The organism is Thermus brockianus, from assembly GCF_021462505.1.
In the GTDB taxonomy this organism is placed as follows: domain Bacteria; phylum Deinococcota; class Deinococci; order Deinococcales; family Thermaceae; genus Thermus; species Thermus hydrothermalis.
Map to the genome: position 1 here is coordinate 253,901 of NZ_JAKEDV010000002.1, position 12,028 is coordinate 265,928.

The 12,028-nt window shown below is 67.8% G+C and carries 10 protein-coding genes and 1 tRNA gene; 5 read left to right on the forward strand and 6 right to left on the reverse strand.

The annotated features are described in order from the left end of the window. The first annotated feature begins 34 nt into the window (after window positions 1-34). The 4 genes from LXN00_RS03485 (at window position 35) to murJ (ending at window position 3,882) form a co-directional block, all read left to right on the forward strand. A complete protein-coding gene (locus LXN00_RS03485; protein WP_234504816.1) occupies window positions 35-1,186 on the forward strand; it encodes an LCP family protein in 1,152 nt (383 codons plus the stop codon). Between the two features lie 18 nt (window positions 1,187-1,204). Beyond that, a tRNA-Leu gene (locus LXN00_RS03490) sits at window positions 1,205-1,292 on the forward strand. Between the two features lie 30 nt (window positions 1,293-1,322). Next, window positions 1,323-2,405 (forward strand): hypothetical protein, encoded by a 1,083-nt coding sequence (locus LXN00_RS03495; protein WP_234504818.1) that lies wholly within the window; start codon window positions 1,323-1,325, stop codon window positions 2,403-2,405. Then, window positions 2,395-3,882 (forward strand): murein biosynthesis integral membrane protein MurJ, encoded by a 1,488-nt coding sequence (murJ, locus tag LXN00_RS03500; RefSeq protein ID WP_234504820.1) that lies wholly within the window; start codon window positions 2,395-2,397, stop codon window positions 3,880-3,882. Before LXN00_RS03495 ends, murJ begins: the two co-directional genes overlap by 11 nt. Here the strand turns inward: murJ and LXN00_RS03505 are convergent. From LXN00_RS03505 to LXN00_RS03530, 6 genes are read right to left on the reverse strand one after another with little or no spacing between them, the layout of a single operon-like run. Beyond that, entirely contained in the window at window positions 3,830-6,223 is a 2,394-nt protein-coding gene (locus LXN00_RS03505) for a tetratricopeptide repeat protein (RefSeq protein ID WP_234504824.1), read from the reverse strand. The two genes, murJ and LXN00_RS03505, sit on opposite strands and share 53 nt — an antisense overlap. After that, window positions 6,204-8,102, reverse strand: coding sequence for an AMP-binding protein (locus tag LXN00_RS03510; protein ID WP_234504835.1), 1,899 nt, complete (start codon window positions 8,100-8,102; stop codon window positions 6,204-6,206). The genes LXN00_RS03505 and LXN00_RS03510 overlap by 20 nt, the downstream gene beginning before the upstream one ends. After that, window positions 8,102-8,932 (reverse strand): serine/threonine-protein kinase, encoded by an 831-nt coding sequence (locus LXN00_RS03515; protein ID WP_234504838.1) that lies wholly within the window; start codon window positions 8,930-8,932, stop codon window positions 8,102-8,104. Before LXN00_RS03515 ends, LXN00_RS03510 begins: the two co-directional genes overlap by 1 nt. Next, window positions 8,925-9,599, reverse strand: coding sequence for a metal-dependent hydrolase (locus tag LXN00_RS03520; protein ID WP_234504840.1), 675 nt, complete (start codon window positions 9,597-9,599; stop codon window positions 8,925-8,927). Before LXN00_RS03520 ends, LXN00_RS03515 begins: the two co-directional genes overlap by 8 nt. A 20-nt stretch (window positions 9,600-9,619) precedes the next feature. Continuing rightward, the gene (locus LXN00_RS03525; RefSeq protein ID WP_234504843.1) at window positions 9,620-9,991 is read right to left on the reverse strand and encodes a DUF3809 family protein; all 372 of its coding nucleotides are present in this window, start codon (window positions 9,989-9,991) and stop codon (window positions 9,620-9,622) included. Further along, complete coding sequence (locus LXN00_RS03530; RefSeq protein ID WP_234504846.1) at window positions 9,988-10,197, reverse strand: DUF3248 domain-containing protein; 210 nt, start codon at window positions 10,195-10,197, stop codon at window positions 9,988-9,990. Before LXN00_RS03530 ends, LXN00_RS03525 begins: the two co-directional genes overlap by 4 nt. A gap of 115 nt (window positions 10,198-10,312) precedes the next feature. Between LXN00_RS03530 and LXN00_RS03535 the strand changes: the two genes are divergently transcribed. After that, window positions 10,313-12,025, forward strand: a complete 1,713-nt coding sequence (locus LXN00_RS03535) for an aldehyde ferredoxin oxidoreductase C-terminal domain-containing protein (protein WP_234504849.1) — start codon at window positions 10,313-10,315, stop codon at window positions 12,023-12,025. Window positions 12,026-12,028: the final 3 nt, after the last annotated feature.

A 12,028-nucleotide genomic window follows, 5' to 3' on the forward strand; every position in this document is an offset into this window, starting at 1 on the left:
CCGCCTCACCCACGGGGGTGTACACTAGCCCTCTGTGCGGCGCTTCTTCCTCCTTGGCCTTCTCGCCCTCCTATTGGCCCTAGGCCTTTGGGCCTACCCCCTTTTGGGGCCCGCGGTGCGCCAGGGGGCGTTGCCCTCCCCGGAGGGCCTAAGGGAGCCCCTCACGCTTCTCGTCTATGGCTCTAGCCCAGAGTACTCGGGCTACCACAAGAGGGCCCCCGAGCGCTTCCGGGGCCTGGCGGACGCCATCCTCCTGGTCCGCCTGGACCCTTGGGCGGGGCGGGTGGTGGTCCTTTCCATTCCCCGGGATACCTGGGTGAGCCTGCCCGGCTACGGGTGGCACAAGGTGAACGCCTATAGCCCCTTGGGGGGGCCCGGGCTCATGAAGGAGGCGGTGGCGGCCCTCACGGGGGTGCGGGCGGAGCGCTACGTGGTGGTGAGCACCGAGGCCCTGCGGAGGGCGGTGGACGCCCTGGGGGGGGTGCGGGTGTGCGTGGAGAAGCCCATGCGCTACCGGGATAGCGCCGCAGGCCTTTCCATTGACCTGGAGCCGGGTTGCCAGGTGCTAAACGGGGCACAGGCGGAAGGGTACCTGCGCTTCCGCAAGGACGCCCTGGGGGACATCGGGCGCATCCAGCGGCAACAGGCCTTCTTCCACGCCGTAAAGGAGGAAGTCCTTTCCCCCAAAGGGCTCCTTCGCCTCCCGCGGGTGGTGGCGGCGGTGGAGCCTTACGTGCAGACCGACCTCACCCGAAAGGAACGGGGGGCCATCCTCGGCTTCACCATGAAGCGCCCCGAGCTCGTGAGCCTCCTCCTTCCGGGGCGCTTCGGCGGGGGAGGTTGGCAGGTGGACCGGGAAGCCTTGGCCGAGCTCCTCGCCCTCTACTTCGCCGGGAAGGGGGAAGGGGGGGAGGCTTCGCTTTCGGGGAAGCTCGTGGCCGTGGTCTACGGGCCTGGGCAGGAGGCCCTGGCGGAAAGGGCGCGGGAGCGGCTTCACGCCCTGGGCCTTAGGGTGCTCCTCCACCCCATAGACCTGGCCCCTTCCCGCACCGAGGTGCTGGAAAACGGGCCTGGCCTCCTGGCGAAGGCCCTTTCCGAGGAGCTCGGGGTGCCTTACCGGATCTCGGGGGAGGCGGTCTTGGGGGCGGACCTCACCTTGCGGCTTGGCGGGGACGCCTCCTTTTGAGTAGGATGGAGCTCGCCCGCCGGGGTGGCGGAACGGTAGACGCTGCGGACTTAAAATCCGCTGGGGGGTTACCCCCGTACGGGTTCGAGTCCCGTCCCCGGCACCACGTCTGGCCCCGGTTCCGGGGCCTTCCTTTATGCTAGGGCTCGTGGGCGTTCTCACCCGCTTTTTGGAAAGGACCATGGCCCAGGCCAGGTACGACCTCCTGGGGCCGGGGCGTTTCGTGGCGGAGCTCCCAGAGCTTGGCCTAAAGGTGGAGGCCTCCCACCTCGAGGCCGCCCGGGAAGCCCTGCGGGAGGCCTTGGAGGCGTGGCTTCTGGAGGCCTTGCGTTCGGGCCTCACGCCCCCTGGCCTCGAGGGGGCCGAAGACCCCGTGCGGGCCCGCTTCTTCGCCCTGGCCGGGGAGATGTGGCGTCTCCTCAAGGAGCCCCCGCCTCCCAAAGAACTCCCCAAGCCCCAAGAGGCGCCCAGGCCCCAGGAGCCCGCTCGGGCGAAGAAGTTCGCCTCCATAGAGGAGTGGCTTAGGGGTCTGGGCATCCAGGTGGTGAAAAAGCCCCAAGAGGATGAGGAGAAGGAGAAGGTCCTCACAAGGCTTTCCCTCTTCCTGGGCGACCGCTACCCTAGCCTAGAGAAGCTTTACGAGCGCCTGAAACAAAGCCTTTCCACCAAGCGCCAGTTTGAGCTCTCCTTGGCGGAGGCGAGCCAGGAGGAGATCGCCAACTCCACCCAGTTCTGCACCATGCTCAAGCAGTACGCCTTCCTCACCAGCTACCACTACAAGAGCGAGGAAAGGCGCATCCGGGCCAAGGCCAGCACCGAGGGCTTTGTGCAGAACTTCCTCACGGGGGGTTGGCTGGAGCGCTACGTGGCCGAGCGGCTTAGGAAGTTCCTCCGCTCCAAGAACCTGCCCCACGAGGTGGCGATGGGCTACCAGGTGACCCTGCCGGGCGGGGACGCCATGGAGCTGGACGTGTTGGTGCGGGTGGGGGACCGGGTCTATTGGTTTGAGGCCAAGACGGGGGACTTCCAGGCCCACATCGCCAAGTACGCCGGGCTCAAAAAGGTTCTGGGCCTTTCCGCCCGGGAAAGCTTCCTGGTCCTTCTGGGCATGGATAAGGGGCGGGCCAAGGAGCTTTCCGCCCTTCATGGCCTTACCGTGGTGAACCAGGCGAACTTCGTGGAGGCGTTCCAGGAGGTCCTGGAGGGCAATGCTGCGTAAGGTCCTCCTGGTCATGGGGGGCACCTTGGCCTCGAGGGTCTTGGGCCTCCTGCGCCAGGCGGTCTTCAACGCCCTTTACCCCGATGCCCTCAAGGACGCCTTCAACGTGGCCTACCGGGTGCCGAACCTCCTCCGGGAGCTCTTGGCCGAGGGGGCGGTGCAAAACGCCCTCATTCCAATCCTGAAAAGCCTGCCCCCGGAAGAGGCCCAGGCCTTCGCCCGCCGCTTCGCCGCCTTCCTCCTCGGGGTGAACCTCCTCGTCCTGGGCCTGGGCTACCTCCTCGCCCCCTTCGTGGTGGAGCTTTTGGTGGCGGAAGGTAGCCACCTGAGGGAGGAAGGGGCCTTCCAACAGGTGGTCTACCTCACCCGGCTCCTCCTCCCCTTCCTCCTGGGTATCTCCATGGCCGCCCTCTTCTCCGCCCTATTGCAGGCGGACGAGCGCTTCCTCCCTTATGCCCTAGGCCCCATCGCCTTCAACCTGGCGGCCATCGGCCTCATGGCCCTCTTCCCTGGGAACCCCACCTTCCTGGGCCTTTCCGTGGCCCTCGGTGGGCTTTTGCAGGCCGCCATCCAGCTTCCCTTCCTGAAGGGGCTCCGCCTGGAGTGGCGCTGGCACCCCGCCCTGGGCACGGCGCTTCTCCGCATGGGGCCCTTCGCCTTCACCACCTCCTTGCGGCAGTTCCTGAACCTCGTCCTCACCAACATCCTCACCCGCTACCCCCCGGCGGCGGTCACGGGGTTTTACAACGCCGAGGTGGTCTTCCAGATGGCCCTGGGCCTCCTGGCCACGAGCCCGGCCATCGCCTACTTCCCCCGGATGAGCGCCCTGAAGGGAAAAGAGCTCGCCCGCTTCCTGGAAGCCCCCATCCGCCGCTTCGCCCTGCTCCTTTCCTTGGCGGGTGGGCTTTTGGTGGGGTTGGCTCCCTTCGTCGTGGTCCTCCTCTTTGGCCTCTTCGGCCCCCTTACCCCGGAAAACCGGGCCTATAGCGCCCAGGTCCTCTCCGCCATGGGCCTGGCGGTGCTCCCTTGGGGGGTGAACACCTTCTTGCTCCGGGGCCTCTACGCCTTAGGACGGGTGCGGGAGGCGGTGGGGGCGAGCGCCTTGGTCTTCCTGGCCAATACCTTGGGCTACTGGCTCCTTAGGGACGCCGGGCTTTTCCTCCTCAACCTGGCCACGGCCTTGGCGGGGTGGCTCGGCTTGGCCCTCTACCTCCGGCTCCTCGCCCGGGAGGGGGTGAGGGTTGGGGCTTTGCCCCGCTATTTGGGAAAGGCTTACCTGGCGGGGCTTTTGGCCGCACTGCCCGGCCTAGGCCTTGGGGTCTGGGTCCGGGCGGAAAACCCCTTGGCCGCCTTTGGGTCCTTGGTCCTGGGCGGGGCGGCGGGGGTTGGGGTGTTCGTCCTGGTGGGGAGCCTATTGGGCCTGCCTATTCGGGAAGCCCTTGCCAGGCTTCTTTCAGCCGGAAATAGAGGGGCTTGAGCCTTAGGGCGAAGGCGGGCTCCTCCCAGGTGGGCCAGGTAAAGCGGATGGGCTTTCCCCCGGGCAAAAGAAGCCCGATGCCCGCTATGGGAAGGGGCTCGGGGGCATACCAAGCCAGGCGCTGGCTTGGGTCGGCCACGAGGAGCATGCCCCAGGGGAGGCGGAGTTCCAGGAGGCCTCCTTCCCCCAAGGCGTAGTCCGCCGTGGGGTCCCGCGCCCCCGGGGGGTCCTGGCCCTCTTTGAGGCGGCCAAGCTCGTAGACCACCCTGGGGTAGTCGGTGCCGTCCCGGCCCGTGCGGCGGCGGTTGGGCTCCAGGAGGAAGGGGACGAAGGGGCCCTCCCCGGGCTTGGTGGGGCCCCGGAAGAGGAGAAACTCGGTTCCGTTACGCCCCAAGTCCCTTTCCTCAAAGGGATAGTAGCCTTTCTCCACGAGGAGCCTTCTCCCTTCGGCGCCCACCTCCAGGAAGAACTCCGCCCCAAACCCCTCCGCCACCCCCACGCCCCCGGGCACCGTATCCAGGTAAAGGCGCAAGGGTAGGGGCCCCCGGTAGAGGAGCCAGAGGTACTCCGCATCGGCGTGGGCTTTTAGGAAGCGTCCCTCCTCCCGGAGCAAAAAGGGCACACCCTCCCACTCTTCCCCTTTGCCGTCCAAGCGGAAGCCCCCCTTGGCGGTGGCGGCGAGGAGGCCGTAGTTCTCCTCGGGGTCCAGGAGGTTGTGCCAGAAGGGGTCGCGTTCGGAGGCCTCCCACTCCATAAAGAGCCAGTTGCGCTTGAACCACTCGTCCATAAGGGCGAAGACCAAAGTGCCTGCCATTCCGGCGGCTTCTGCCTCCTCAAGGAGGCGGAGTAGGCCCTCCGCCTGGGCTTCTTCCGAATGGCCGCCGTGGTGCCGGCCCTCGGGATTGAAGTGGGCGATGCCCCGGCTGGTGGGGAGACCGATTTCCCCAATGAGGACGGGTTGGTCTCCGTGGTGTTGGCGGAGCGCCTTTAGGTAGCCGTGGTACCGGGATGGGCCAAAGGGCCCTTGGCTTTGCGCGTAGGAGGGGTCTAGGTTCATGAAGTCAGGGTAGTAGGGGTAGGCGTGGTAGTTGGCGAAGGTGGTGACGGGGCTACCGGGAAGGGGGCGGATTTTGGCCATATCCAGGCTTACTTCGTCGTTGTTGAACTCCCGGACCACCCCTTCTTCCGGTACCCTTTCGCCTCGAGCCCGCCTCAGGGCCGCCTCCTCCTCCCGGGTGCTTTCCGTGGGATGGTGGAGGGGGTCCAGGGTGGGCCAGTTGGAAACGGAAAGGGGCCGCACCGTCCCGTAGGTTTCCCACTCGTAGACGGCGAGCCGGTCCAAGACCTCGGCCAGGTAGGTCTCAAAGGGGCTTGCCCCGGGGAGGGCTTCCAGGAAGCGACCCCGGTAGGTTCTCCCGGGGTGCCTCCGGTTGTAGGCCGCCACGGAGTAGGGCTCAAACTCCCGCCCCACCAGGAGGCCCAGGGTCCAGGGGGATACGTCGGCGGTGTAGTCCCCGTGGGCGTGGCCCGGGCGTGGGGGGCGGCGGAGGTTGCCGTGGAGGGCGTCCAGGACCTCCCGCCCCTCCAGGAGGAACTTCTCCAGGAAGGGGCCTTCCCAGTCGGGATACCCCTCCTCCTCGGGAAGCTCCGTCCAGACCCCTTGGAAGAGGTAGAGGGGGCGGTCTTCGTGGAGGCGGTTGTGGTGGAGGAGGGCGCGGTAGAAGGCGGGCGGGAGCAGGGTGTAGGTGCGCACGGCGTTGGCCCCCATGGCGGAGAGGAGTTCCAGCCAGGCCCGGTAAAGCGCCTCCTCCTCGGGGAACTCGGCGGGGAAGCCGCCGGGGAGGGCTACCCCTAGGTTCACCCCCCGCACCCGGAAGGGCTTGCCCGCCACAAAGAAGCGCCCTTCCCGGGCGGCGAAGGGAGGGGGGGCCTTGCGGGCCTTGGGGCTTGGGGGTGGGGGTGGGGGCAGGGTCTTGAGGAGGGCTTCCGCCTCCTTGTAGCCCTGGCGGGAGGCGGCGAGGAGGGCGCTTCGCGCCCCTTCCAGGTCCCCTAGGGCGCGAAGGGCCAACCCAAAGCCGTAAAGGGCCTCGCCTCCCCCCTTCAGGAGGCCCACCAGGCGGCTAAAGGTGAAAAGGGCCTCCTGGAAGCGGCCGAGCCGGTACTGGGCGAAGCCGGCAAGGAGGAGCGCTTCTTCCGGGGGGTCGTGGTCCTGGAGGAGAGGGGAAAGCGCCTCCAAGGCGGCGGCCATCTCCCCCCGGGCGTAGAGGGTGCGGCCCTCCTCCAGGGGTTGGGCCAGGGCAAGGCCCAGGAAGAGGAGGAGCTTAGCCGCCCTGCGCCGCACGGCGAATGGCCTCCACCGCCTCGGGGTTTTCCAGGGCGGAGAGGTCCCCGGGGTCCTGGCCCAGGTAGGCGGCCCGCACCACCCGGCGCATGACCTTGGCGTTCCGGGTTTTGGGGAGGTCGGGGACGAAAAGAACCCGTTCGGGCTTGAGGGGCTTGCCCAAGGCCTCGGCCACCTTCTCCGCCACCGCCTCCGCCAGCTCCGGGTCTGGGGCGATGCCGGGTTTGAGCACGGCGAAGAGGACGATGGCCTCCCCCTTCACGGGGTGGGGCACCCCGATGGCGGCCGCCTCCTTGAGGGCGGGGTGGTTTAGGGCCGCCGTCTCCACCTCCGCCGGGCCTACCCGCTTGCCCGCCACCTTCAGGGTATCGTCGCTCCGCCCCAGGATGAAGTAGTGCCCCTCCTCGTCCAGGAGGGCGAAGTCCCCGTGGACCCAGACGCCGGGCACCTTGGCGAAGTAGGTGTCCAGGTAACGGGCCTCGTCCCGCCAGAAGCCTTTGGTCATGCCAGGCCAGGGGGCGAGGACGGCGAGTTCCCCCACCTGGCCCTTCACCGGCCTTCCCGTCTCGTCCAGGACGGCGGCCTTCATCCCGGGTACGGCGGTGTTGAACCCCATGGGCTTGATGGGCCTTAGGAGGACGTTCCCCAGGATGCCCCCCGAGATCTCCGTGCCCCCGGAGTAGTTGACGATGGGCCGCTTCTCCTCCCCCACCACCCGGAAGAACCAGAGGTAGGGCTCCAGGTTCCAGGGCTCCCCCGTGGAGCCCAAGACCCTTAGGGAGGAGAGTTCGTGGGCTTTGATGGGCGCTTCCCCAAAGGGGATGAGGGCCCGCACCAGGGTGGGGGAGAGGCCCAGGTGGGTGAGGCGGTGGGCCTCCACCATCCGCCAAAGCCTTTCGGGGCCGGGGTAGTCGGGGGCCCCGTCGTAGAGGAAGACCGTGCCCCCGAGGATGAGCCCCCCCAGGATGGCCCAAGGCCCCATCATCCAGCCCAGGTCCGTGAACCAGAAGAGGCGGTCCTCCTCCCGCAGGTCAAAGAGGAGGGCCATGTCCAAGGCGGCCTTCAGGGGGAAGCCGGCGTGGTAGTGCACGGTGCCCTTGGGCCGGCCCGTGGTCCCGGAGGTGTAGATGAGCATGAAGGGGTCCATGCTCTCCATCGCCTCCGGGGGGGAGGCCGTACCGCCCAGATGGGCGTAGTCCGCCTCGCTTCCCTCCAGGGGAAGGCCGAGCCGCCGCACCACCAGGAGGCGTTCCGTGCCCGAAAGGGCCTGGGCTTTCCGGGCCTCTCCTAGAAGCTCCACCCTTCTTCCCCGCCGGAAGAAGCCGTCCTGGACGGCGAGGAGCCTGGCCTCGGCATCCTTTAGGCGGATGGCGGCGGCCTCGGCGGCGTACCCGGAGAAGATGGGGATGGCGATGGCCCCAAGCCAGCAGGTGGCGAGGAGGAGGGTGGCCGCCTCGAGGCCCATGGGCATCCAGATCCCCACCCGTTCCCCCCGGCCCACCCCGAGCGCCTTAAGCCCCGCCGCCACCCGGGCCACCTCCGCCCTCAGTTCCCCGTAGGTGAGGGGGCGCACCTGGCCGTCCTCCGTCTCGTGGAGGAGGGCCAGGCGGTCCTCCGGGTGGCGGAAGACGGCGTCCACCAGGTTAAGCGTTCCCCCCACGAAAAAGCGGGGGAAGGGGAAGCCCCCTTCTACAACCCTTTCGTAGGGCCTCCGCCACGGGATGCCCAGGTGGGCGAAGAACTGGCGGTAGAAGTCCTCCGCCTCCTCCACGCTGTAGCGGTAGAAGGCCTCGTAGTCCGGGAAGCCCAGGGCCTCCATGAAGCGGTAAATCCGGGTGTTCTGGGCTTCCTTAGGGTCTGGGTACCAGACGGGTTCCATCACTTCCTCCAAAAGGGAAAGCGCTTGGGCTTGGGGGGCTCCTTAGGCTCCGTGGGCGGGCCTTGGGGGTGGCGGAGCACATCCAAAAACGCCTTCAGGTCCAGGCGCTCCTCGGGGTTCTTGGCGAGGAGGCGCCTCAGGGCCCGGTCCAGCCTGGAGGGGAGGCTCGTGGGGGGTGGGGGCAGGAGGAGGTGGGCCTGGCGTAGCTCTTCCAGGGTTTCCCCCTTGAAGGGGCGCCTGCCGGTGAGGAGCTCGTAGGCCATGACCCCGAAGGCGTAGGCCTCGCTCTTGGGGCTTGGACGGCTACCCAGGAAGAGCTCGGGGGCCAGGTAGTGGGGGCTTCCGGCGTACTCGGGGCTCGGGTCCTCCAAGGGGCGCAGGGTGCCGAGGTCGCCCAGCTTGTAGTGCTCCCCCTGGACGAAGACGTTGGAGGGCTTCACGTCCTGGTGCAAAAAGCCCTTCTCGTGCAGGTACAAAAGGGCCTCCCCCACCTGCAAAAGCGCTTTTACCGCCTCCTCCCGGGGCAGGGGGCCGCGGTGGAGGCGTTCCTCTAGGGTGCCCTCCTCCAGGTACTCCAGGGCCAAGAAGGCCTCCTCCCCCAAGGGCACCCCCGCCAGCCCCCGCACCAGGTGGGGGTGCTTGAGGGAGAGGGAGAAGGTCACCTCCCGGGCGAAGCGCTCGGAAAGCCTGGGGTCCTGGCGCACCTCCTTTTTGGGGAGCTTCAAGGCCACCTTCCCCAGGCCAGGGGCCTCCGCCAGGTAGACCTGGGCCGTCTGGCCCAGGCCCAGGAGCATGAGGAGGCGAAAGTCCTTGCGCTTCAGGCTATTCAAGGACCAAGACCCCTCCCGGCTTCAGGGCGTGCCCCTCCACGCCCCGCTCCCTGGCCTTTTGGGCGAAGGCTTCCCCGTCTTGCTGGATGGGGGGGAAGGTGTTGTAGTGGATGGGCACCACCTTCTTGGGCTTGAGGAGGTCCAGGGCCTTCAGGGCGTCCTCGGGCCCCATGGTGAAGTGGTCCCCGATGGGCAAGAAGGCGAGGTCCAGGCCCACTTCCCCGATGAGGCGCATGTCCGAGAAGAGGGCGGTGTCCCCGGCGTGGTAGATGCGCTTACCCCCAAGCTCCAGGATGACCCCCATGGGCATCCCCCCGTAGGTGCCGTCGGGGAAGCTGGAGGAGTGCCAGGCGGGGGTCCACTGGAGCCGCCCGCCCTCAAAGCGGTACGTGCCCCCGATGTTCATGGGGACGCTCTTGGCCCCGTGTTTCTCGGCGTAGGTGGCGATCTCAAAGGTGGAGACCACCACCCCGCCCTTCTTGGAAAGGGCCACGGCGTCTCCGAAGTGGTCCCCGTGGGCGTGGGTCACCAGGATGAGGTCGGCCTGGACCTCGGCCACGGAGGCCGCCGCCAGGGGGTTGCCCGTGAGGAAGGGGTCTATGATGACCTTGGTTCTGCCGTCGGAAAGCCAGACCGCCGAGTGGCCCAGGTACCGGATTTCCAGCATAGCCACCTCCTTTAGGGGCACTATACCGGAGAAATGGCCTGGGCGGAAAGGGCACGCTCCAGCTGGCGGTGGAAGAGGGCTTCCAGGATTTTGGCAAAGGCCCGCTCGCCCCAGCTTTTTCCCTCCGGCAGGACCAGGGTGAGCTCCAGCTCCAGTTCCCACCCCCCTGGGGCCCCGTTGACCGAGCCCTCCACCCGGAGGGAGGGGGGAGGGAGGGGCAGGGCCAGGAGGCGGTTCCCTTCCACCCTCGAGGCGAAGGGGAGGACCAGTTCCCCGAGCACCGGGTTGTCCTGGCGCAGCACCCCACGGAGCTCCGGGCCCTGGAAGTGGACCTCGAGGGGAAGCCCCTGGGGCGGGGTGCCGTTTAGGTGAAGCCGGAGCCTGGCCTTCATCCCTCCACCCACTCCACCCGTACCCGGCCCTCCTTTAGGAGGCGGGCCACCTCGGCATCGGGAACGTTGAGGAGCCGGGGAAGCTCGCGGAAGCGGGGCGTGGCCGAGGCCAGGCCCACCCGCACGATGAGCACGTCCTCCTCCTCGGCGCGGCCGATGCGCCACACCAGGTGCTGGCCGAGGAGGTCCAGGAGGTCCTTCTCCACCCCTATAGCCTACCTCCTTATACGGGATAAGGAAGTAGGGGCACGGAAACGTGGGGAGGGCTTGGGCGGTACAGGCGTCCAGACGTGTAGACTCGCCTTAGGGACGGAGGGCAAGATGTGGCGGTCGCTTTACCTGGACCTTTCGGCGAAACGGGCCCGTTGGCAGGAGGTCCCCCCCGAGGAGGTGGCGTGGGGCGGGCGGTACCGCACGGGGAGGATCCTTTGGGAGCGGGAGGCCTACCGCTTTGACCCCCTTTCCCCGGAAAACCCCTTGGTCTTCGCCATAGGCCCCCTGGCGGGCACGGGGTTTTCCAACGCCAACCGCACCAGCGTGGGCACCCGTAGCCCCCTCACCTTAGGCATCAAGGAGGCCAACGGGGGCGGCACCTTCGGCTACGCCCTGGGGCAGCTCAAGGTGGCCCACCTGGTCCTGGAGGGGCAAAGCCCCGAGTGGGTGGTGGTGCGCCTTACCAAGGAGGGGGAGGTCTTCTTTGACCCGGCGGAGGGGCTCCTGGGCCTGGGGAACTTTGAGGCGGCAAGGAGGCTTTTCGCCGCCTACGGCCAAAAGATCGCCTTCGCCCTCTTGGGGCCCGTGGGGGAGTACTTGGGGCTCCTTGCGGGCATCGCCTTTTCCGATATAGACGGCCGTCCCTCCCGCCTTGCCGCCCGGGGCGGGGTGGGGGCGGTCATGGGGTCCAAACGGGTTAAGGCCATCGTGGTGGAGGTGCCGGGGAGGGTGGAGGTCTTTGACAAGCCCAAGGTCCTGGAGGGGGTGCGCCGCTACGCCAAGCTCCTCCGGGAAGACCCCCTGGTCATGCAGTTCTACAACGCCATCGGCACCATGGGCATGGCGGACTTCCAAAACGCCTTTGGGGGGCTTCCCGTGCGCAATTTCCGCGAGGGGCGCATGGCCCCTCCGGAGGCCTTCCGCATGGGCGGGCAGTACATCGCCCCCCTCAACAAGGCCCGGGGAGGCAAGCACACCCACGCCTGCATGCCGGGGTGCGTGATCCAGTGTTCCAACGTCATCGTGGACGAGAAGGGGGAGGAGGTGGTCTCCCCTATGGAATACGAAACCATCGGCCTCCTCGGCACCAACTGCGGCCTTTCCGACCCGGACCAGCTGGCAAGGCTCAACCGCCTGGCCAACGACCTGGGGATTGACACCATTGAAACCGGGGCAAGCCTCGCCCTCTACATGGAAAAGGGCCTGGCCGACTGGGGGGACTACGCCTTCATGGAGGCCAAGCTCAAAGCCCTCTACGCCCCAAGCGAGGAGGCGCGCCTTCTCGCCCAGGGCACGGCGCGGCTTGGGGAGGCCTTGGGGGTGGGGCGCATCCCCGTCATCAAGCGCCAGGCCATCAGCGCCTACGACCCCCGGGTGGTGGAGGCCACGGGCATCACCATGATGGTCACCGCCCAGGGGGCGGACCACACGGCGGGCAACGCCCCCCGCCTGGAAACCCGGGCCATGAAGCCTGAGGAGATCCTCGAGGCCAGCTACCAGGCCCAGGTGAACGCCGCCGCCAACGACAGCCTGGGGCTTTGCGTCTTCGGGGGGAGCGTCACCAACAAGCAGGTGGCCTTCATGGTGGAAAGCATTAACGCCGCCCTCGGCACCCGCCTTACCCCCGCCTTCTGGCAGGAGCTTGGGGAGGAGGTCTTGCGGCTAGAGCACCGCTTCAACCACCAGGCGGGCTTCACCCACGAGGACGACCGCCTCCCCGCCTTCTTCTACGAGGAGCCGGTGCCGCCCAAGAACTACACTGCCCGCTTCCGCCCTGAGGACCTCTCCCCCCTCTACGCCAGGCTCCACGGGGAGGGGTAGCCC

Coding starts and splice junctions, on each gene's coding strand:
- LXN00_RS03495 (WP_234504818.1), top strand. CDS start 1,323: ATGCTAGGGCTCGTGGGCGTTCTCACCCGCTTTTTGGAAAGGACCATG.
- murJ (WP_234504820.1), top strand. CDS start 2,395: ATGCTGCGTAAGGTCCTCCTGGTCATGGGGGGCACCTTGGCCTCGAGG.
- LXN00_RS03510 (WP_234504835.1), bottom strand. CDS start 8,102: ATGGAACCCGTCTGGTACCCAGACCCTAAGGAAGCCCAGAACACCCGG.
- LXN00_RS03520 (WP_234504840.1), bottom strand. CDS start 9,599: ATGCTGGAAATCCGGTACCTGGGCCACTCGGCGGTCTGGCTTTCCGAC.
- LXN00_RS03525 (WP_234504843.1), bottom strand. CDS start 9,991: ATGAAGGCCAGGCTCCGGCTTCACCTAAACGGCACCCCGCCCCAGGGG.
- LXN00_RS03535 (WP_234504849.1), top strand. CDS start 10,313: ATGTGGCGGTCGCTTTACCTGGACCTTTCGGCGAAACGGGCCCGTTGG.